We start from the raw sequence: 20,049 nt of genomic DNA, 5'->3' as shown, positions 1-20,049 counted from the left end.
TGTGTCTCCGCACCTTCTTCCGTCATGGGCCTGTCGTACGAAGATGGTCCGCTCCGTTTCATTGCCTGCGAGTCGCCTTGCGGCCGCAGGCTCATGGGAGGAGCGGCCGATGCCGGTTGGATTGCTCGAGGTCGAAGGCACGATCGAGGTCAGCCAGTTCTGGCCGGAGGGGCGATCGGATGCCGACACCACCAAGGTCGTGGTGAACGTCGCCCCGGACGCGATCCGTTTCCGCAAGAACGATTCATCGCCGTTCCAGCCGACCCACGTTTTCGACAACGCCAAGGTCAAGGGGCGGACCAACACGGCGCCGATCAAGAACGGCAAGCTTACCATCCGCCTCCAGGGCATCGACGCGCCCGAGCTGCACTATATGCCGTCGCCGCTGTCGCCAGCCGAAAAGAAGGGCCTCACCGACGCCAAGCGGCAGGCCTATCACGAGGTCACGCATTCCTACCGGCAATTCCTCGGCGCGACGTCGACCAAGGCGCTGCATGATTTCCTCAGCGACACAGGCGAGGCAACACTCGCCTGCCGGGTGTTCACCCACGTCGATACGCCGAACGAGGTGTTCGACACCTATGGGCGGATGGTCGGCGACATCGAGGTCACCGTTGCGAACAAAACGGTCGACATCAACCACTGGCTGGTCGAGCAGGGCTTTGCCTATCCGACGTTCTACTCCTCGATGAACGACGACGAGATCAAGGCCTTCCTCGCGTTGACCAAGACCACGCGCACCAAGAAGCTGCCGGTCTGGAAGAACCTCGCCAAAGCCATCCCCGCCTTCGACTTCGACCTGCGCGAGCCCAAGAGGAACGAGACCGACGTGCTCGCGACCGACAAGGGCCCGGTGATCCTGCCAAAACTCTTCCGCCGCCAGACCAACTGGTCGGCGCGCAAGAAGGCCAAGGTGACGAGCCAGAATTTCCAGAAGTTTCTGGGCGAAGGCTCCGGCGGCAAGCCCGATACCTGCTACGAGATCGACGATTTCCTGACCAACGGCGTGCACTCGGCAACACCAAGGAATTTTGCCGAGTTCGTCGAGGGCGGCAAGACGATCAAGTTTCAGCCGGACGGGCTGGTGTTCGGCGAAGCGCCGTCGACGCTGGTGGGGGCGGATGGGAAGGTGATTACGGGGTTCTGAGCCTGAACCAGGCCGTTGAGGCCGCCGTATCTCGAAGCTGCTGAATGGACCGAAGCAGATCGATCAGCTAGCCTGAACTATTCTATTGCTCGATCCTAGAGAGAGCGCCGAAGATATCGCTACGCAAATCCTCGTAATCCTCCAGGCCGACCGACAAGCGGATGAGCCCATCGGTGAATCCGTGCCTGGCACGTTCTTCGGGCGCGTATGTCGCGTGCGTCATGCTGGCGGGATGCTGAACCAGGGTCTCGGCGTCCCCGAGGCTGACCGCACGGGTCACCAAGGCCGTCGCATCCATGAACGCCTTGCCGGCGGCGAGCCCGCCCTTGAGTTCCATCGCGATCATGCCGCCATAGGCCTTCATTTGCCGGGTCGCGAGAGCATGCTGAGGATGGCTGGACAGGCCGGGAAAGAAAACGCGCGCGACCGCAGGATGGCTCTCGAGGTCGTGGGCCAATCGTTCGGCGGTCGCGCAATGGCGATCCATTCGCAGCGACAGGGTCTTGAGGCCCCGAAGAACAAGGAATGCATCCAGCGCGGAAATGCATGCGCCGTTCATTTCCTTGATACCGATGAAACGAAACTGGTCGACCAGCTCCTTGCGCGAGACGACGACGCCCGCCAGCAGGTCGCCGTGGCCGCCGAGATATTTCGTCGCCGAATGAACGACGATATCGGCACCGAGCGTCAGAGGTCGCTGCAGATAGGGTGTGCAGTAGGTGTTGTCGACGACGAACAACGCTCCGTGCCCGGCGGTGATTTCGGAAATGGCGGCGATGTCGACGACGCGCATGTTCGGATTGGACGGCGTTTCCGTGATGACCAGTCGCGTCTTCGGGCCGATCGCAGCCGCAACATTGCTCGCGTCAGTCATATCCACAAAGCGCGTGGTGATTCCGAATCGCCCGAGTTGATGGTGAAGCAGGGCGAAGGTGCAGCCATAAAGCGTCTTGTCGGCAATGATCTCGTCCCCGGTCCTGGCGAGCGTCCAGATGACCGCTGTCAGCGCCCCCATGCCCGATGACGTCGCAAGGCCGGCTTCACCCTCTTCCAGCGCGGCGAGACGGGTCTCCAGGACATTGGCCGTCGGGTTGCCGACGCGACCGTAGATGTATCCCTGTGCTTCGCCGGCAAAACGCGCGCTGCCGGACTCCGTTTTGTCGAAGGCGTATGTCGATGTCAGGAAGACGGGCGGGTTCAGAGCGCCGTGGTAGTCGAGAGGATCGTATCCGAAATGGATCGATCTGGTGGCGAACCCCTGTTGTTCGTTACGTCGTGACATCACAATCCTTCCCGGCTCGGAGCGCGCAATGCGGCTGCCAGCCGCCCCGCGAGCTGTCCGGCTCGCCGCGGCTGTGTCCGTCAAACAAGCGGCGATCGGCCCCCCCCTCAGCCATAATTAATCTGCCAAATTCGACATTATGCTGATATTACATCGGCATGGATAAAGATCGACCGAATGAATCATGGGATATCGCTCAGGTCCCCGACCTCGACCGAATTGACGTCGGCATTTTGCGCCTTTTGCAGAATAACGCCCGGCTCTCGGTCAAAGAGATCGCCGCCGAAATCGGCCTTGCACCCTCCACCACGCATGAGCGGGTCAGACGGATGCGTGAGACCGGCATCCTCTGGGGCACTCATGTCGAAGTGAACCCCAAGGCGCTCGGCATCGGGCTCGAAGCCCTGCTGATGATCGAGCTCTCGAAACACAACCGGGGCATCGTCGACCAGTTCTTGGACGACATTGTCAGCGTGCCCGAAGTGAGGTCAGCCTTCCTCGTCTCCGGGCGCTACGATCTGGTTGTTCATGTCGTGGTCCACGACACCCAGCACCTCAAGGATCTTGCTCTCGATCAGTTCACGATCCGGCCAGGCGTCACGCGCATCGAGACGTCGATCATTTTCGACGCCAGGCGGCGCTACGAGCTCCCCGTCTTCCGTTCGCTGAGATGATATCCTCAGACTCGAGCATACCTCGCGATGACGTCAGGACTCGCATCCTCAAAACAAAAATGGCCCGCACAATGCGGGCCATTTGCTACCAAGACCGGTCAGATTGGCTTAGCCGGTAACCGTTGCCCCGGCGTAAGACGCCGTGCCCTTCGCGCGGTTGTCGATGCTGAGAGCACCGGCGCCGAAGGCCGCGATCTGGAGCAATCCGCCCGCCATCATCACGTTCTTCAGGAAGTGAATCATCTGGTTCTGATCGGCGAAGTTGCTGTGGAACGCAACAGCGGTCGCGATCGAGAACACGGCGAGTGCAAGTCCCACAGCGCGGGCCTGGTAGCCGGCGATCAGCAGCAGGCCACCGCCGAGCTCGACGGCGACAGCCACGGCAAAAGCGAGCGGCGGAAGCGGCAGTCCGGCCGAGGCGATGAGGGCCGTGGTCCCCGCATAGGCGCCCAGCTTGCCGAGGCCGCTCATGGCAAACGGGAGGCCGATCAGAAGACGGCCGGCGAAGGGAAGATAACGGGTGTAGCTCATGATCGTGATCCTTGCTCGAATGATTGAATTTCGGCGAGCCAAGCCTTGACTTCGAAAGCCTTGACAGGCCTTGGCCTCGCCGGTCGCGAACCCTGTCGGCGTTCGCTTCCCCGCTGTTATCGGCCTGAACCGGTCTGGCGATTAGTCGGTCAATTTCAGACGGATCGTTCCATCTGGTGAACGATCGCCAGCTATCGGGGGCCCTGCCCGACGTCGTTCAGCCAATGGAACGCTCCGTCCGACCCGCGCCGGCTAATGCGGCGGATCAAGCGTCTCTATAACCGGCTCATCGAAGGAGACGGATCATGTTCGACATGTTGAAAATCAAACTGATCGCAACGCTGCGGAGCTTCCAGCACGCCTGTCTGACACCGGTGCCGCGGGACGACGACGGAGACGACGGCGACATCGCCACGCCGAAGACCTGCGTGGACGATGAGCTCTGAAGCGCGACTTGGCGCGATGCTTGGGGCGATTCTTGCCGCGGGCGTCATGGCCATGGACATCAGGCGGAGACGCCGATGCGACCGATCACCGGGATTTCCATTGGATGGCTTTCGACCCGCTTTCCGGTCGACAGCAGCGATTCGGCGTTGAAAGCCGGGAGGAATTATGATGCGGATGAATGCCCTGATCCCGCCGAACGCGGGAGGAATCGATCCGGCGGCGCCCTTCATGCGGGACTTCAACGATCTCTACTTCTTCGCGGCTGTGGTCAAGCACGAGGGGTTTTCGGCAGCGGCCCGCGCACTCGGCTTGCCGAAGTCCAGGATCAGCCGCCACGTCGCGCTCCTGGAGGAGCAGTTGGGCGTTCGCCTGATCGAGCGCTCGACGCGCCGCCTGAGCATCACGGCGGTCGGGCGGGACGTTTATCGGTACGCGCAAACCGTGGTCGACGCCGCAGACGCCGTCGATGAAGTCGCCTTGCGGATGAAATCCGAACCTCAGGGCCTCGTCCGCATCGGTTGCCCCGTCGGCGTCCAGAGGGCGCTTGCGCCACGACTGCCCGAGCTTTTCACGAAATATCCGCGCCTCAGGACCCAGTTCCTCATCACCAACCGGCCCATCAACCTGATCGAAGAGCAGGTCGACGTCGCCATTCGCATCCGGGAAAGCCTCGATACCGACAGCGAGATGCAAATGCGCAAGATCGGGATCAGCCGGAGGATCCTGGTCGCGAACGCCGCCCTCCTCAGCGAACATGGAGCGCCCAAAGAGGCGACCGACCTTTCGCGGCTGCCGCTGCTCGATGCAACGGAAATGCCCGGCCCGCGCACATGGGAGCTTTCAGGCCCCCGCGGGCAAAAGGCCTCGATCGCGGTCGAGCCGAAAGTCTCGGCCGGTGACTTTGCCATTCTCATCCAGGCAGCCCAAGCCGGGATCGGCGTGGCCCTGCTGCCCGAAATTCAATGTCAGGATGCGCTCCGCGATGGACTGCTGGTCCGCATTCTGCCGGACTGGAGCGCCAAGGACGGCATCATCCATCTGGTGTTTCCGTCCCGGCGCGGCATGCTGCCCGGCGTTCGCGCCACGATCGATTTTCTCGCTACCGCGCTGAAGGCTCAGGTCTGAAGGCCAGGTTTGAAGGCTCAAGGCTGGCGCGCCGTCATGAATCAGCCGCGGGCCTCGCGTCCTCAAGTTGCAGGACGCGCGACTCCACGAGCGTCACGGAGCCTCCAAGAAGACAACCGACAGGCCTCTCGCCGGCAAAGCCGAAGCGCACGCGGATTTCGGACAAGGCATCCATGGCCCGCCCCTGCATGACGGTGATCCGCTCGCTATTGCGGTCGACAAGGCCGTTCCTGAGCAGCCCGAACGCCAGCGCCGCGGCGGCGATGCCGGTGGCAGCATCTTCCGGGTAGCCCGACGATTTCGGAAACTGCCGCGCCTCGAAACGCCGTTCGCCCTGGTGGTCGATGGCGTAAGGATAAAGTCCCGTGGATCCGATCCGTCCACAGCACGCCTCGATCGGTGACGGATCCGGCACTAGCGCGTTGAGCTCGCGCACGCCCTTCATCGGGATGAGCGTCTTCACGCGCGAGGTGACGGCGTTCTGGATGGGCAGGTCGAGCAGATCGCGGCGCGATAGCTTGAGCGTCGACAGAATATCCTCCTCATCGGCGCGCGAGAGATCAACGACCTTTCCGACCGGCTGGCTGATCTCGACGGACGGATCGCCCGAGCCCGCACGATCGACATAGCCCGTCACCGATCCACTGCGCGTCTCGATGCGGACCTGTTCAGCGGGCAAGCGCCCCTTGGTCGCGAGGACCCAGAGCGCGCCGATCGTCGCGTGACCGCACATCTCCATCTCGTGTCGCGGAACCCAGAACCGGAAGGAATAGTCAGAGTCGAGTCCCGGTGACGGCAGGACGAAGCCCGACTCATGCCCAAAATGCTGAGCCACCGACTGCATCGCCGCGGCAGGAAGGTTCGATGCATCGATGACAATTGGACAGGGGTTGCCGCCCCGCCCCATGTGAGTGAACACGTTGACAAGCTCGACCTCGGTCATCGGATAGCGGCCCCAAAACAAAAATGGCCCGCTTCAAGCGGGCCACTTTCGTACCGGAACCGGCCCTACGGCGCAAATTGTGCCTTTTTCGACAGGAGCCAGGAGAAGTCGGCCGACAACTGGCCTGCCGTCTTCTTGGCTCCCGTCTGCGGATCGTAAGCGGTCACGATGCCAGCCGAAGAATGGCACCCCATGCAGCTTTCGGTTGCCATGATCTGTGTCGAGATTCCAGGCTTGGCGGCGCCACCGTTGTTGAGCGGCGTCGTCCAGATCGGCGGATCCGGCGTATAGGCCGCAATCGCGCCGCCCGGGGGCACCGACGGATAGTCCGGCGGGCAAGTCACGGTGCTCGGAACATTTTCTTCCTGATTGCAGGCCGGCTGGTTGCCGGACTGGAAGTAGGTCTCCATCGTGATGTTCGTCAGAAAGACCGGGGTCGGCTGACCACCCGGCTTGTTGCTCACGGCCTGGCTCAGTCCGCTATTCCAGGCGGAGGGCTTGGATGACGGCGCGGTCGGCCATTGCGTGTCGACCAGCTGGTAATATTGCCAAACCGATCCGAGCTTCGCGAGCACGGCCTGCGCCTCGCGATTCAATGCCACCTTGTCGGCAGGAATCGGAATCGTGCGCGAGGCCTGCACCGGCGTCCGCGGATACAGCCGCGTGTTCGGGTCCGTCTGCGGCTGAACATTGACGGTGCAGAGCGGGCAGCCGGGATCGAAGAAGGAAGGATGCAGATTGGGATGCGCCACCTGGTCGACGTCGAGATTGTCGATTTGTTCGAAGGTGGCCCAGATCCATTGCGGCGAGGTCTCGCTCTTGTGACCGATGTGCATGCCGACGAGCCCAACCTCAACCGTCTTCTTGACCGGCTTGCCGTCATCGCCCTGATCGATGATCTCGGCGCGCTGGGTGAAGAAGCGGCTCGGATCGTCCTTGTGGTCGCCGGTGCCGCCGATCACCTTCCAGGCGAGCTTCAGTTCGAACGAGCCGCTCCAGTTCTGCTGCGGATGGCCGGTCGGCATGTCGACCTTGCCGCCGCTCGTCGAAAACGCCACCTGACCGTTGATGTTGTAGAGCTTGTTGTCGCAGAGGTAATTGACCTCGTTCGGATCTATCATGATCTCGTAGAACACGAAGTTTCCGTTCTGGTCGATCAAGGGCCCGGTGAAGGCCTGCTGAATGTCGCCGCCAAGCTTGGACACGTTGAGCTCGCCGACCGCCGAGATGACGCCGAGGAAGCGCGTCGAGCGCGAGGCGACGCTGGCCTCGTTCGGGCCCCGGAACGCCGGCAGGCCCGCGCTCACGGGTGCGGCGAGATTTCGCGACAGCACGAACTGCCGCTGTTGCGGCGGCTTGCCGCAGGATTCCGGGACGGCGCCCTTGGCTTGGAAGATCGAGCTCGAATCGTGCCACAGGGTCCAGTGCGGCGGCCCGAATCCGGTGTCTTCGATGCGCGGTGCGGACTGTCCCTGGTCGTTCGTCGGCCAGTTGAGCGCGAGGAACATCTGCCAGGCATTGAGGTCGAACTCACGCTGCACCTTGGAAAATTCCTGGGCCCGCTCTAACCGCTGCTTCAATGCGATGTCGACATCGCCGGGCATGTCCGGCGTCAGTGCAGGTGCGAAACCGGGAAACGACGCAAGATAGGGCGGCGTCGCCTGTGCGTGCGCGACTGCCGGTAACGCGAGCGTTGCGGCCGCAGCGATGGCCGTCGTGACGTTGAAAACAGATGTGAGAAATTTTTTGGAGAAGCAAATCATCGCAGTGTCCTTCCTCGGCGCACCGCCAGGTGTTCGTTGACTGCAGGCGGAATACGCGCTACCTTAAATTGCATATTTGAAAAAGCAATGACCAAGGCGTGAACGCGTTCGGTGTTCGTCAGCCTGGAGTGTTATTGAATCAATTCGACAACAGGAGGTGCCCTTGACGCGCGCTTTCCCGGCTGTCGGTCACAGATATTTGGTGGATCTCGTTGCCTTCCAGGTCGAGCTGGAATTCACCTCCGACACTTCGCTGACCTGAATGCGATGAGTGCGTGCAATTGAGACGGCGCTGCGTGTCGTGCGCGAGAAGCAAGCGGCCGCGACGTCTCGCCAGGAGAACAAGGCATGCCGGATTTGAGCGAAGCCACGCCGCCCTCGCGCTACGACCGGTTTCGGGCCATCATGGAAGCCGCTGCCAGCGCTTCGACGGCAAGCTACATGTCGCACCCGCGCTTCTGGAATTTGCCGCTGCCGGAACTGAGAGCTTTCGAGCTCTATGGCGTCCCGATGATGCGCGGCGGGGACGGTCACTTGCCGGCAGCCAAGCCATCATCTTGCTGTCATGGTGGCTGCGACGAGCACTCAGCCGCAGCCTCGCCCGGCAATGGCGACGACGCGGGGCTCATCAAGGGCCTGCGTGGCCAATATCCGTTCGACGGCACGCAGTTTCCGCCGCTTCCCTGGGGCGGCAAACGCGTCGGCGAAGCCGACATTGCGTTCATCGCGCAGTGGATCACCGACGGCTGTCCGGGATCGGAAGAGGACAAGCACCATGTCGGCGCTGCACAGGCCAGCGCCCTCACGCGCGCTCTGGTGACGGGGGACGCGCCGCACGCCTTGTTCACGGGGCCGACCAACCAGCTCGCGGAGGATTCCGGCGGCGTGCGCGCGCGCAAGAACGTGACCTATCTGTCCGACGAGGAGTTGCGCCGCTTGCGTGCCGCGATCGCGCAAATGAAGTCCCTCGATGCCTATCCGCAGGACGAGCGCAGCTTCGCCTATTGGGCCCGCATCCACGCCAACCAATGCCAGCACGGCTGGGAGCAGTTTCTGACCTGGCACCGGGCCTATCTGTACGGCTTCGAAAAGCAGCTCCAGGACATCGATCCGACCGTGACACTGCCCTACTGGGATTGGGCGGCCGACAGCGAGAACGTCAAGGCGTCGCTCGCGGACATGGGCAAGGTCGCAAACGACAACGGCTGCGTGCCCCTCGCCTACCGGTGCTGGATCGACGAGGACGGGCTGCGCAAGCTGACCGACGGCGGCAAGGTGTCGGCTGAAGTGCTCGCCGGTCTGCGCGGCACCATCGGAAAAAACTTCAATTCCGGCGCGCGGCTGTTCGCCGCCGCCCATATCAGCTATGGCGCGGCCCCGGAGAGTGACGCGGCGATCAAGTCGGTCCTCGCCGACATCAATCCGCTCTGGGACTGGAAGCGATGGCCCGGCGGCAATGCGGACCTGATCTTTGAAGCCTACCCGACGCCCGACGACGTCGAGCGCATTCTCAACATCGAAAGCTTTTTCGATTTCGCCAGCGGCAGCCGCGGCAACCAGTTCTTCGGCGCGCTCGAGACCGTCCACAATCTGATTCACAATTTCTCGGGCGGCAAGAACCCGTTCTCCGACACCGTGAAGGGCGAACAGCCGTTTGGCGACATGCAGGATCCCGGCACCACCGCGTTCGATCCGATCTTCTGGGGCCATCACAGCAATTGCGACCGGCTGTGGGCGGAATGGCAGCGTCGCAACCCCAGCGGCGGCCCCGACGATCCCGGCGACGTCCTGCCGCCGTGGAATTTCACCGTGGCCGATACCGCCAGCATTTCGCGGCTCGGATACGAATACATGATGGCGGCGAACATGTTCGTGACCAACAGCGCCGTGCCGATCCAGCGCTTCCAGTCCGCCGCGGCTCCCGTCCATCCCAAGGTGGTTGCCGACCACAGCCACGCGGAGATCCGCCTGCACGCGGTTCAATACGTCACGCGCCCCGGTTTTCACATCCGCGCCTTTCTCAACACTCCGGGCGCGACCGTCGAGACACCGACGCGCGGCAATCCCAACTATGTCGGGCTGGTCAGCATGTTCACCGGTGTCTGCGTCGGAGGCCCCGGCCATTGCGACGTCCCGGAACCGCGGACCGCGCGCTTCGATCTGCGGCCGCGTCCGCACAAGACACCGGGCAATTTCAGGATCGATGCCACTGAGGCGGTGAAGCGGCTCAGGGCGCAGGGCGCGACCTCGTTCAGTGTCAACCTCGTCGTCCTCAACACCGACGGAACACCGGCGGCGGACGCACTGAAGATCGACGGCGTTTCACTCAACTTCTTCGATCGGTTCTCGATAACGAGACAATAGGTCCGTCATGGCAACAATTTTTCGCATTCATCCCGCGATCGGCATCGCGCGGCTCGGCAACTCGCCGGACAAGTTCTGCATCTCCCCGGACACGGGCGGACATTTGCCGATCAAATGCGACGATCGCGGCAACCCCGTGCTGGACAAGAACGGCGAAGAAGAGAGCGTCAAATATTTCATTGACGACAAGGGCCGGATCCTGCGCCAGGCGGCGCGCTTTCGCGTCTTCGTCTACGACGACAAATCGCCGGAGGGGCGTGAGGCCGCCATCGGCGATCAGGTCAACATCGTCAATCGCAGGAACGGCCAGCTGCTGACGTTGCGGATCGACGACATCCAGTGGACGGCTTATCTCGCCAACAAAAAGGCGAGCTGGTACGCGTTCGCGGAGACCGATGGCGAGCACGGCTATACGTCCGACCATCCGCTTCGCAACGCCGACATCACCAATGACGAGGAGCGCCAGCGCCTTATCATCGACCCCGGACCGCGAACCGTGAGCTTCACGGGAACGCAGCAGGCCGTCTTCGACAAGAACAATCCCGGGCCGACCAGCTTCCCTCCCGAACTCGTGCCGAACTCGATTTCCGAGCTGGGGGAGCTGCGATGCACCCAGATGGCGAACAAGAACCGGCTTCTGGTGCTCGGCGGCTTCGGCAATTCAGGTTCGATGCTCGAGGGGTTTGGCAATCCGAAGATCGAGGAATACGCCAACAATGACGGCTGGTTCGACGACATATCCGACGGACCGGTCAATGCGCGCTTCATCGGCACCGTGGTCGCAATCGACGACCGTCCTGTCACACCGCCGGGCAGGCCCGTTCTCGCGCCGGCTGCGATCGATCCGGCCTGGGTCGTCGTCGGTTACCCCCGGTATGTGCCACAGGCCGTCGATGTCGTTACCATGGACGATCTGGTGTTCGACATCGCCGTTCGACAATTCGGCTACGTGCCCTATCTCTACGGCATTCCGCCGTACACGGGATCGACCGTGGTCCCGCAGGACGAGGCTGGCTTGCGGCTTTGGCGCGCGCAGGCGAAATGGAACACCGACTTTCGCCCGTATTTCCGCCGCGACATCCTGCCGATCCTGTTGCGCCCACTCGATGCGCAGAATTTCATGGACGCCGATGCGCTGACCGGTGGAAACCCGCACAACACGGCGCCGGGCGGCAATTTTGATTTCTCCGATCTGTCCGTACCGCCATTTCCGGGCGAGCCGGAGGCGGATCGCCGCCGCCGCCGTGACATGCGCCATCTGCTCTATGGCGTGCTGCGCAAACCCGGGCAGGAAAACGAACTGCTGGCGCCACCTGGTCCGGACCTCCCGAGCGGCAAGTTGTTCGCGATGCCGCTTCTGTGCGGGGACAATGCGCTCTCGAACACGGCGCCTTCGAAATTCCTGCGCCTGACCGACACCATGCTGTTCCTGCTCAAGCAATGGGCCGACGGGCTCTTCATCGATGAGAAGACCGAAGGAATCACACCCGGGCCAATGCATCCGGGACCGGGCGCAGCGCTTGATCGCGGCGCGCTGGCTGCAGCGCTTGGGGGGGCATTCTGTCCGGGCGCAGAGGCGGGCTGGATCATGCGCAATCCCGCGATCTATTCCGCCGCTTACCGGATCAAGCCGGCGCCGCCGTCGCAGGGCGAGCTCTCGCAACCAGGCGCAGCCGACCTCAAGGACGGGTTGGAGCCGGGCGACATCACCAAATACAGCGCGCTGCCGTGGCAATCCGATTTCAACGAATGCACCAACCAGCCGATCGACATCACCTATCGCGACTGGAACAACATCGAGCCGGACAGCGTCGGTGATCCCGTCGCGCAGGCCTATCAACTGACCTATTGGTGGCCGGTGCATCGCCCCTTCATTTTCAACGGGCTGCCGTGGTCGCCGACGGCTCAGAACAATGCCGGCGATCTCGCCATGACCACGGCGTGGGCGTCGCTGCGCTTTATCGTCAAGAGCGACGGACAATACGGGTTTGCACCCACTCCGCCGGATCAACCCAAATCGTAAGGCGACGCAAACATGTCGTCTTACGATGTGGCCATCCTCGGGGGAGGCCCTGCCGGAACGGCGCTGGCGCTTGAGCTGAGGCGTAACGAGCCTGATCTGAAAATCCTGATCGCCGAGGCCGACATCGCGACGGACTGGCGGATCGGGGAAACGCTCGCGCCGGGCGCCGCGCAACTCCTGAACGGACTGGGCTGCTGGGACGACGTCATGCGCGATGGACTGATCGAGGGCGTCCGGTCCGAGGCCGCGTGGGGAAGCGACCGCCTTCATGCGCACGACTTTATCTTTTCGACGCGCGGCAGTGCCTGGCACCTCGACCGCGTCCGCTTCGATGAGACTTTGCGAGCCGCAGCTGAGGCTGGAGGCGTAGAGATCTGGCGCGGCGCGCGCTTCCTGTCCGCAGTTGCGGAATCCGAAACATGGCAGCTTTCGCTCGACCGCCAAGGGCGGCGCGTCGACGTCGAAGCGCGCTTCGTCGCGGATGCCACGGGACGATCGGCGCGGTTTGCGACGAGCCAGGGCAGTCGCAGATGTTTTGCCGATCGCCTGGTCGGCGTCGCCGCCGCCGTCCACCTTCGCGAGGATGCCGCCGCGGATCACGCGACGCTGGTCGAGGCCTGCGAGCACGGATGGTGGTACTCGACCGTGCTGCCGGGCAACCGGCTGGTGCTGGCATGGATGAGCGACAGCGACATCGTCCATCACAATTCCAGCGCCCGGCTTGGACCCTGGCTCGCACAATTGCGCGCGGCACCACTGACGGCGGCACGCGCTGACATGGCGGAGACCGCGGAGCGCGTGTTCACCTGGCCCGCACGCTCGCATTGCCTCGATCAACCCTGCGGCCGGAGCTGGGTTGCGGTGGGAGACGCGGTCTCGAGCTGGGATCCACTGTCATCGGCCGGCATCATGAAAGCGTTGCGCACCGGCAAGCTCGGCGCGTTCGTCCTGCTCGATGCGATCCGCGGCGTCGAAGGCGCCGGCGCGAAATACCGCCGGCTGATCGAAGCCGAGTACCGTCGCTATCGGCGAGACAGGCGCGCCGTCTATCGCATGGAGCGGCGCTGGAGCGGATCGGCATTCTGGCAGCGCCGGCACGCGGCCGAGCCGTTCGATCGCGAACCGGCCATGCATTCAGCAGGAGAACCGTAGGATGGCAGGCAACAAGGTCTTCCCCCGCACTCAGCGGATCGGAATCGTCGTGTTCGACGGATTCGAGCCGATCGATGTCTGGGGATTCGTCGAGGCGTTCTCGATTTCGCGCTTCCTCGGCACGTCCTATGACGCGCCACCCGCCTATCCCTTCGAGATCAAGCTGATCAGCCGCGATGGCAAAAACGTCAAGAGCAGCAACGGACCTTCGGTCGCGCCCGACTGGGATTTTGCGCGCGCGCTCAAGGAGCCGCTCGATCTGCTGATGATACCGGGCGGCGAAGGCACGCGGCCGCTGCTCGATGAAAAGAAGCATCCGAAAGAGGTCAAGGCGCTGCTGGCGTGGGTCCATGAGATGGATGCCAGGATCTCCACCATGACGTCGGTCTGCACAGGTGCCGCGGTCCTGGCACGCGCCGGGCTTCTCGATGGCCGGCCTGCCGCGACCAACCATTCCGCCTTCAGCTGGGTGGCGGGGTACGGTCCCAAGGTGCTGTGGGACAGCGTGTCGCGCTGGGTCGACGCCGGAAAATATGTCACCAGCGCGGGCGTGTCTGCCGGGACCGACATGGGCTTCTATCTCGTCTCACGGCTTGCCGGCCGAGCAGTCGCCGAGAATGCCGCCACGGCCGCAGAATATGACTGGCACCGTGATCCGCAGGCGCCGATCTTCTACCCGCAGCAGGCAGCGACGTAAGACCGAAGGCGTCGACGCCCTTATCCCAAAACAAAAATGGCCCGCGCGATGCGGGCCATTTTCGTATCGGAACCGGTGAAGTCCGAATTTGGTTGCGGGGAGGCGCAACCACCGATACCGACACTCGCTGATGGTTCAGATCTAGCCGGGTCACGCACCACCAAGCGATCGATAAAGCTCCGCTCTTGGTTCGATCCATCAGGGGCCGAGGACGATTCCCGGCCTGTCTTTTATGTCGCTATCCCGGTTCCACCGGCCTCTCTCCTCGAACAACGTCTTCGGCGAACGCTTGTGACGGATGACGTATGTCGCCACGCCGGTTTTGTGGGCGTACGTACATGATGACGGCTTCCGGAAACTCTGCCTTCACCTTCAGCGCGGCGGCGAGCGCGTCCTGTGCGTCCAAGACGACATGGTCAGCTTTTCCTTTTAGCTTGAGCCCAACGGTAAATTGCATCCACAAACCTCGACGCCTTACGCCGTCCTTGCGAACTTCTTCCGGCCGGCGCAGTCCCCGAGCCGACGAGAGCCATTTCCATTCCGATAGAATCGGAACGGAAGCTCTAGATTTCTGCTTTGACGCGTTCTCTTGACGCGAACCGGTATCCACTTCGCTGGAAAACGCTCTAGCCCAGCGAGTTGATGATTTCCCGATAGGCGGCTTCGGGAAACGCCTTCAGCGTGCGCGTCCTGATGTTTCCAAGCATGCCCAGTTGCAGGTTGAAACGTGCTGCCACCGCATCGTCCGGAGCTTCGTAGATGGCGACCATGTCATAGTCGCCCATGGTCAGGTAGAAAGATTTGAACTCGCCGTCCATCTCCTTGAGAGCTTTCTTCGCAGCGTCCAGACGGCGTGGCGAGTCCTTCGCCTTCAGGATGCCCTGCTCGGTCCAATTCGCAAGCATGACGTAGGTGGTCATGGCCGTCCTCCTCCTGGTACGAAGCAATGGTAGCTAGGCCGTTGGGGCGAAAAACAAGACCCGGAGCAGATGCGTGTAGTCGGCTTCGAACGCCATGATCGCCACGAATACCAACACCAGCACCGGCGGCAGCAGGATCGCATAGGCCAAAGCCAGCCGCTCCCAGGCCATGTGCATGAAGACCGCAACGATCAGGCCAGCCTTCAACACCATGAACAGCAGGATCAGCGACCATCGGAGATGGCCATGGAGGCCAAAATAGTCGACGAGATAGGAGCAGGTGCTGAGCACGAACAGCCATCCCCAGACCACGAGATAAAGCTTGATCGGGTGCTGCTGGCCCTTTGTGTGCGTGGTTCCTGATGCGAGTGCGTCATGCACGTCAGCTTGCAGCGAGGGTTGCTGCGCTTCCAGATGTACCGCGACGTTTGTCATGCTGCGACCTCACCAGAGATAAAAGAGCGCAAAGATGAACACCCACACGAGATCAACGAAGTGCCAGTACAGGCCGGTGATTTCGACGATCTCGTAATGCCCCTTCCGGCTCGTGAAAAAGCCACGCCTTCCGACATCGAAGTCCCCGCGCCAAACCTTTCGCGCAATGGCGATCAGGAAGATCACGCCGATCGTTACGTGGGTGCCGTGGAAGCCGGTGATCATGAAAAAGCTCGATCCAAACTGCTCCGCACCCCACGGATTGCCCCAGGGCCGCACGCCCTCCCTGATCAGCTTGGTCCATTCGAACGCCTGCATCCCGACGAAGGTTGCGCCGAATGCCGCTGTTGCCAGCATCAAGGCTGCCGTTTTGGCGCGATCACGGCGGTAACCGAAATTGACCGCCATCGCCATCGTCCCGCTGCTGCTGATCAGGATGAAGGTCATGATAGCGATCAGGATGAGCGGGATTTTCTTGTCTCCGATCGTGAGGGCGAAGACCTCGCTCGGGTTGGGCCACGGCACGGTCGTGGTCATTCGCGTCGTCATGTATGACAGCAGAAAACAGCTGAAGATGAAGGTGTCGCTGAGGAGGAAGATCCACATCATGGCCTTCCCCCAGGAGACGTTCTTGAAGGCGCGCTGATCCGAGGACCAATCGGCGGCGATACCTCGCCACCCTGCAGGGCGCGCCGGGGCTTCTATGTTGTTTATCAGCGCCGTTTCTGCCATCTGGTCCTTGCCTCCCTAGCTCAGCAACTGGCTACAGATGTCGACGAAATTGTCTGTCCAGCCCGTCAGCAGGCCGAGCAGGACCAGCCAGACCAACAGCAGGAAGTGCCAGTAGATAGTGCAGAGTTCCACACTCAGGCGAATTTGGCTCGCCTCGGCGCTACGCAATACCTTGGCCGTCGTTCTGCCGAGGCCCACCAGGCCGCCCATCAGATGTAGCCCGTGCACCGCGGTGATCAGGTAGAAGAACGAATTGGCTGGATTGGACGCGAGGAAATACCCCGCGGCGTTCAGCTGTTGCCACGCCAGGAGCTGCCCAGCCAGGAACATAAAGGCGGACACTCCCCCTGCGAGCAGGCCGACGAGTGCAACGTCCATGTCGTTTCGGCGCGCGGCCATCTGTGCCCATTGCAGCGCGATGCTGCTCATGACCAAGACGCCCGTGTTGAACCACAGCAGCGCTGGCACGGGCAGCGTGCGCCAGTCCACCATGTTCATGCGCATGGAGTAAGCGCTGATGAAGAGTGCAAACAGCGAACCGACGACCGCAAGAAACACGCCCAATCCGATCTTCGCCGGAGGCAGCGACGAAGTGCGCTCCTCGCGAAGATCGACCATCACGCCTTCCTCCAGCCATGGCTTGGCTGCCAGCCGCTGTTGCGAGAGCCACCATCCCGCAATTGCAGCTATTCCAGCCATGAACAGGATGATGGCGCTCACGGGTGGGCCCCCTGCGCCAGCACTCCAGCCGGCGGTTCATTTTGCGGCACGAAATCCCCGGCGGCGCCTGGAACGCTGTAATCGTAGGCCCAACGATAGACGATCGGGAGTTCCTTGCCCCAGTTGCCGTGCCCTGGCGGAGTTTCTGGCGTTTGCCATTCCAGCGACGCGGCGCCCCAGGGATTGCCGCCGGCCTCTCTTCCTTTGAACAGGCTCCAGATCAGATTGAACAGAAACACGAGCTGGGCGAAGCCGACGATCAGGGCCGCCACGCTCATGAACGCATTGAGGTCATGGGCGGATGCCGGAACGAAGGCCGTTTCGCCGATGTCATGATAGCGGCGGGGCATGCCCAACAGGCCCAGATAGTGCATGGGGAAGAAGATCGCATAGGCCCCGAGGAACGAGACCCAGAAGTGGAATCTTCCGAGCGCCTCATTGAGCATTCGTCCAGTGACTTTCGGATACCAATGATAGATTCCGCCGAACACGGCCATGATCGGCGCAATACCCATCACCATGTGAAAATGGGCGACAACGAACATCGTGTCCGACAACGGAACGTCTACGACCACGTTGCCGAGAAACAGGCCGGTCAGGCCGCCGTTGACGAAAGTGACGATGAAGGCCAGCGCGAACAGCATCGGGATGGTGAGATGAATGTCGCCGCGCCAAAGCGTCAGCACCCAATTGTAAACCTTGATCGCAGTCGGGATGGCGATGATGAGCGTCGTGGTTGCGAAGAAGAACCCGAAATAGGGGTGCATGCCGCTCACATACATGTGGTGCGCCCATACGACGAAGCTGAGCGCGCCAATTCCCACGATCGCCCAGACCATCATGCGATAGCCGAAGATGTTCTTCCGCGCGTGGACGCTGATCAGATCGGAGATGATGCCGAAGGCCGGCAACGCCACGATGTAGACCTCGGGATGACCGAAGAACCAGAACAGGTGCTGGAACAGGATCGGGCTGCCACCGCCATATTTCGTCAGCGTGCCCATCTCGACCAGCGTGGGCATGAAAAAGCTGGTTCCCAGCAGGCGGTCGAGCAGCAGCATCACCGAGGCGACGAACAGCGCCGGGAACGCCAGCAGCGCCATGACGGTGGCCGTGAAGATGCCCCACACCGTCAAGGGCAGACGCATCAACGTCATGCCGCGCGTGCGCGCCTGCAGCACCGTCACCACGTAATTCAGCCCACCCATGGTGAAGCCGATGATGAACAGGATCAGGGAGGCCAGCATGAGGACAATGCCCCAATCCTGCCCGGGAGTACCGGAGAGAATCGCCTGCGGCGGGTAGAGCGTCCAGCCGGCACCGGTGGGCCCGCCGGGCACGAAAAAGGTCGAGGCCAGCACCACGACCGCGAGCAGGTAGATCCAGTAACTCAGCATGTTCACATAGGGGAACACCATGTCCCGGGCGCCGACCATCAGCGGGATCAGGTAATTGCCGAAACCTCCCAGAAACAGCGCGGTGAGAAGATAGATCACCATGATCATGCCGTGCATGGTGATAAACTGGAGATACTGGTTCGGATCGATGAAGGAAAACGTGCCAGGGAATCCGAGTTGCAGCCGCATCAGCCATGACAGCACCAGCGCAACCATTCCAATGGACATCGCCGTGATCGAGTACTGGATGGCGATGACCTTGGCGTCCTGCGAAAAGACGTACCTCGTCCACCAGCTTCTCGGATGATAGAGCTCGACCTCGCCCACTTCGGCGGGCGGGACGCCTGCGACGGTGTCAAACGGGACATCGACCATCGGAATACCCTCCTTGGTCTCTCTCTCTTCAGCGAAGAGTTCGCCCTCTGCTATGCGGCGCTCCTCGCCGATATTTTCATTCGCTCTCTCTCGTGTAAGTCGCTTTCGCGACATCCCGCTGCCCGGAAAGCTCGGCGAACGTGCGCTGCTTCTCCAGCCACGCGTGATAGTCTTTCTCTTCTTCTACGACGACCTTGCTCCGCATCTGCGCGTGCGCGGCACCGCAGAGTTCCGCGCAGAGAACCTCGAATGTTCCGGTGCGGGTGGGCGTGAACCAGTAATATGTGACCGAGCCCGGTATCATATCCATCTTCGCCCGAAACTCCGGCACATAGAAATCATGCAGGACGTCAATCGAGCGGAGCAACACCTTCACCGGTTTCCCAAGCGGCAGGTGCAAGTCGTCATTTTGAATGACGACATCGTCTTGTCCGGCGGGATCGTCGGGATTCAACCCCATGGGATTTTCGGCACTGACATTGCGGGCATCGGAAGTCCCGAGCCGGCCGTCCTTTCCGGGAAGCCGATAGCTCCATTGCCATTGCTGTCCCATGACCTCGACCTCGGTCGCGCCGGCCGGAACTGTGACGAACTGGTGCCAGACAATCAGGCCAGGTGCCAGCATGGCGGCGACGCCGATTGCAGTCCCGACGCTGAGCCACCATTCGAGCTTCTTGTTTTCGGGATTGTAGACTGCGCGCCTGCCCTCCGTATGTCGAAAGCGGAGGACGCAATAGGCCATGAATGCGACGACCGCGAAGAAAACCGCGCCGGTGATCCAGAATGTCAGGGTGATGGTGTCGTCGATATAGCGCCAGTTTGAGGCGAGCGGGGTCCACCACCACGGGCTGAAGATGTGAAACAGCACCGAGGCCACTGCAACCAAAATCAGTATGATCGCTACAGCCATCCCTTATGCATCCTTGCCACTAGAGGCTGCGGATACGCGCTAAAGGGCGGAGCTCACGTCTGTCGCGATGGCGAATTTCATCTTCGCCATCATCGTGCCTCTTGTCTCGCCCATCGACCGGTCGCGACGTAGAAGGTTGACACGAACTGCACGTCACGACCGCTCATCTCACAGGAGCTGGGGCCGTTCAGTGTTTTCAAGATGGTCCCCGTCGAGCCCGGCGTCAATAGAGGAGTATGCCCGCCTTGGTCCAGCGGGTACTGGCCCGAATGCAATGCAAGCCGGAGAACAGCCGTCGGCACCGCCATTCGATGATGCGATGCAACAGATCGATTTGTGCGGATGCACAATTCGCCCAATCGCGAGCGCCATCTTGCTTCTGTCGCATATCGCACTAATTTCACTGTACCGG

19 protein-coding genes are annotated in these 20,049 nt (G+C 61.9%); 8 read left to right on the top strand and 11 right to left on the bottom strand.

Annotated elements, in window-relative coordinates:
• Nucleotides 1-109: 109 nt before the first annotated feature.
• A complete protein-coding gene (locus tag FXB40_RS05685; protein WP_148771228.1) occupies nt 110-1,147 on the top strand; it encodes a thermonuclease family protein in 1,038 nt (345 codons plus the stop codon).
• Nucleotides 1,148-1,229: 82 nt separating this feature from the next.
• Here the strand turns inward: FXB40_RS05685 and megL are convergent, their stop codons facing one another.
• Entirely contained in the window at nt 1,230-2,429 is a 1,200-nt protein-coding gene (gene megL / locus FXB40_RS05680; RefSeq protein ID WP_148771227.1) for a methionine gamma-lyase, read from the bottom strand.
• Nucleotides 2,430-2,587: 158 nt separating this feature from the next.
• Here megL and FXB40_RS05675 point away from each other — a divergent pair, with 158 nt between their 5' ends.
• Nucleotides 2,588-3,103, top strand: a complete 516-nt coding sequence (locus tag FXB40_RS05675; protein ID WP_148771226.1) for an Lrp/AsnC family transcriptional regulator — start codon at nt 2,588-2,590, stop codon at nt 3,101-3,103.
• A gap of 108 nt (nt 3,104-3,211) precedes the next feature.
• Here the strand turns inward: FXB40_RS05675 and FXB40_RS05670 are convergent, their stop codons facing one another.
• A complete protein-coding gene (locus tag FXB40_RS05670) occupies nt 3,212-3,634 on the bottom strand; it encodes a DoxX family protein (protein WP_148771225.1) in 423 nt (140 codons plus the stop codon).
• Between the two features lie 305 nt (nt 3,635-3,939).
• Between FXB40_RS05670 and FXB40_RS47695 the strand changes: the two genes are divergently transcribed.
• Nucleotides 3,940-4,080, top strand: coding sequence for a hypothetical protein (locus FXB40_RS47695; protein WP_187436685.1), 141 nt, complete (start codon nt 3,940-3,942; stop codon nt 4,078-4,080).
• Between the two features lie 169 nt (nt 4,081-4,249).
• A complete protein-coding gene (locus tag FXB40_RS05665) occupies nt 4,250-5,206 on the top strand; it encodes a LysR family transcriptional regulator (RefSeq protein ID WP_187436684.1) in 957 nt (318 codons plus the stop codon).
• 34 nt (nt 5,207-5,240) lie between these two features.
• Here the strand turns inward: FXB40_RS05665 and FXB40_RS05660 are convergent, their stop codons facing one another.
• On the bottom strand, nt 5,241-6,149 hold the full coding sequence (locus tag FXB40_RS05660; protein ID WP_148771223.1) for a PhzF family phenazine biosynthesis protein: 909 nt from the start codon (nt 6,147-6,149) through the stop codon (nt 5,241-5,243).
• Between the two features lie 65 nt (nt 6,150-6,214).
• Nucleotides 6,215-7,912: a hypothetical protein gene (locus tag FXB40_RS05655; RefSeq protein ID WP_148771222.1), complete on the bottom strand. Its 1,698-nt coding sequence runs from the start codon at nt 7,910-7,912 to the stop codon at nt 6,215-6,217.
• Nucleotides 7,913-8,260: 348 nt separating this feature from the next.
• Between FXB40_RS05655 and FXB40_RS05650 the strand changes: the two genes are divergently transcribed.
• The 4 genes from FXB40_RS05650 to FXB40_RS05635 are packed head-to-tail and all read left to right on the top strand — an operon-like array spanning nt 8,261 to nt 14,148.
• On the top strand, nt 8,261-10,276 hold the full coding sequence (locus FXB40_RS05650; protein WP_148771221.1) for a tyrosinase family protein: 2,016 nt from the start codon (nt 8,261-8,263) through the stop codon (nt 10,274-10,276).
• 7 nt (nt 10,277-10,283) lie between these two features.
• A complete protein-coding gene (locus tag FXB40_RS05645) occupies nt 10,284-12,299 on the top strand; it encodes a LodA/GoxA family CTQ-dependent oxidase (RefSeq protein ID WP_148771220.1) in 2,016 nt (671 codons plus the stop codon).
• Between the two features lie 12 nt (nt 12,300-12,311).
• Nucleotides 12,312-13,451 (top strand): NAD(P)/FAD-dependent oxidoreductase, encoded by a 1,140-nt coding sequence (locus FXB40_RS05640; protein ID WP_148771219.1) that lies wholly within the window; start codon nt 12,312-12,314, stop codon nt 13,449-13,451.
• 1 nt (nt 13,452) lies between these two features.
• Nucleotides 13,453-14,148 (top strand): DJ-1/PfpI family protein, encoded by a 696-nt coding sequence (locus FXB40_RS05635; RefSeq protein ID WP_148771218.1) that lies wholly within the window; start codon nt 13,453-13,455, stop codon nt 14,146-14,148.
• A 238-nt stretch (nt 14,149-14,386) separates the two neighbouring features.
• On the opposite strand, the gene FXB40_RS05630 is transcribed toward FXB40_RS05635, so the two are convergent.
• The 7 genes from FXB40_RS05630 to coxB form a co-directional block, all read right to left on the bottom strand.
• Entirely contained in the window at nt 14,387-14,605 is a 219-nt protein-coding gene (locus tag FXB40_RS05630; protein WP_148771217.1) for a hypothetical protein, read from the bottom strand.
• Between the two features lie 169 nt (nt 14,606-14,774).
• Nucleotides 14,775-15,068, bottom strand: a complete 294-nt coding sequence (locus tag FXB40_RS05620; RefSeq protein WP_148771216.1) for a GYD domain-containing protein — start codon at nt 15,066-15,068, stop codon at nt 14,775-14,777.
• 33 nt (nt 15,069-15,101) lie between these two features.
• A complete protein-coding gene (locus FXB40_RS05615) occupies nt 15,102-15,503 on the bottom strand; it encodes a cytochrome C oxidase subunit IV family protein (protein WP_187436683.1) in 402 nt (133 codons plus the stop codon).
• A 9-nt stretch (nt 15,504-15,512) separates the two neighbouring features.
• Nucleotides 15,513-16,235, bottom strand: coding sequence for a heme-copper oxidase subunit III family protein (locus FXB40_RS05610; RefSeq protein ID WP_148771215.1), 723 nt, complete (start codon nt 16,233-16,235; stop codon nt 15,513-15,515).
• Nucleotides 16,236-16,250: 15 nt separating this feature from the next.
• On the bottom strand, nt 16,251-16,955 hold the full coding sequence (locus FXB40_RS05605) for a cytochrome c oxidase subunit 3 (RefSeq protein ID WP_148771214.1): 705 nt from the start codon (nt 16,953-16,955) through the stop codon (nt 16,251-16,253).
• Nucleotides 16,952-18,727: a cytochrome c oxidase subunit I gene (gene ctaD, locus FXB40_RS05600; RefSeq protein ID WP_148771213.1), complete on the bottom strand. Its 1,776-nt coding sequence runs from the start codon at nt 18,725-18,727 to the stop codon at nt 16,952-16,954. The genes FXB40_RS05605 and ctaD overlap by 4 nt, the downstream gene beginning before the upstream one ends.
• Nucleotides 18,728-18,803: 76 nt before the next feature.
• Nucleotides 18,804-19,637: a cytochrome c oxidase subunit II gene (gene coxB, locus FXB40_RS05595; protein ID WP_148771212.1), complete on the bottom strand. Its 834-nt coding sequence runs from the start codon at nt 19,635-19,637 to the stop codon at nt 18,804-18,806.
• Nucleotides 19,638-20,049: the final 412 nt, after the last annotated feature.

It is taken from the genome of Bradyrhizobium rifense, assembly GCF_008123425.1.
In the GTDB taxonomy this organism is placed as follows: Bacteria; Pseudomonadota; Alphaproteobacteria; order Rhizobiales; family Xanthobacteraceae; genus Bradyrhizobium; species Bradyrhizobium rifense.
This window is presented reverse-complemented; position numbering and strand designations above follow the sequence as displayed.

What these genes read in the sequence shown, in the direction of transcription:
- FXB40_RS05685 (WP_148771228.1), top strand. Translation starts at nt 110, where the DNA reads ATGCCGGTTGGATTGCTCGAGGTCGAAGGCACGATCGAGGTCAGCCAG.
- megL (WP_148771227.1), bottom strand. Translation starts at nt 2,429, where the DNA reads ATGTCACGACGTAACGAACAACAGGGGTTCGCCACCAGATCGATCCAT.
- FXB40_RS05675 (WP_148771226.1), top strand. Translation starts at nt 2,588, where the DNA reads ATGGATAAAGATCGACCGAATGAATCATGGGATATCGCTCAGGTCCCC.
- FXB40_RS05670 (WP_148771225.1), bottom strand. Translation starts at nt 3,634, where the DNA reads ATGAGCTACACCCGTTATCTTCCCTTCGCCGGCCGTCTTCTGATCGGC.
- FXB40_RS47695 (WP_187436685.1), top strand. Translation starts at nt 3,940, where the DNA reads ATGTTCGACATGTTGAAAATCAAACTGATCGCAACGCTGCGGAGCTTC.
- FXB40_RS05665 (WP_187436684.1), top strand. Translation starts at nt 4,250, where the DNA reads ATGCGGATGAATGCCCTGATCCCGCCGAACGCGGGAGGAATCGATCCG.
- FXB40_RS05660 (WP_148771223.1), bottom strand. Translation starts at nt 6,149, where the DNA reads ATGACCGAGGTCGAGCTTGTCAACGTGTTCACTCACATGGGGCGGGGC.
- FXB40_RS05655 (WP_148771222.1), bottom strand. Translation starts at nt 7,912, where the DNA reads ATGATTTGCTTCTCCAAAAAATTTCTCACATCTGTTTTCAACGTCACG.
- FXB40_RS05650 (WP_148771221.1), top strand. Translation starts at nt 8,261, where the DNA reads ATGCCGGATTTGAGCGAAGCCACGCCGCCCTCGCGCTACGACCGGTTT.
- FXB40_RS05645 (WP_148771220.1), top strand. Translation starts at nt 10,284, where the DNA reads ATGGCAACAATTTTTCGCATTCATCCCGCGATCGGCATCGCGCGGCTC.
- FXB40_RS05640 (WP_148771219.1), top strand. Translation starts at nt 12,312, where the DNA reads ATGTCGTCTTACGATGTGGCCATCCTCGGGGGAGGCCCTGCCGGAACG.
- FXB40_RS05635 (WP_148771218.1), top strand. Translation starts at nt 13,453, where the DNA reads ATGGCAGGCAACAAGGTCTTCCCCCGCACTCAGCGGATCGGAATCGTC.
- FXB40_RS05630 (WP_148771217.1), bottom strand. Translation starts at nt 14,605, where the DNA reads ATGCAATTTACCGTTGGGCTCAAGCTAAAAGGAAAAGCTGACCATGTC.
- FXB40_RS05620 (WP_148771216.1), bottom strand. Translation starts at nt 15,068, where the DNA reads ATGACCACCTACGTCATGCTTGCGAATTGGACCGAGCAGGGCATCCTG.
- FXB40_RS05615 (WP_187436683.1), bottom strand. Translation starts at nt 15,503, where the DNA reads ATGACAAACGTCGCGGTACATCTGGAAGCGCAGCAACCCTCGCTGCAA.
- FXB40_RS05610 (WP_148771215.1), bottom strand. Translation starts at nt 16,235, where the DNA reads ATGGCAGAAACGGCGCTGATAAACAACATAGAAGCCCCGGCGCGCCCT.
- ctaD (WP_148771213.1), bottom strand. Translation starts at nt 18,727, where the DNA reads ATGGTCGATGTCCCGTTTGACACCGTCGCAGGCGTCCCGCCCGCCGAA.
- coxB (WP_148771212.1), bottom strand. Translation starts at nt 19,637, where the DNA reads ATGGCTGTAGCGATCATACTGATTTTGGTTGCAGTGGCCTCGGTGCTG.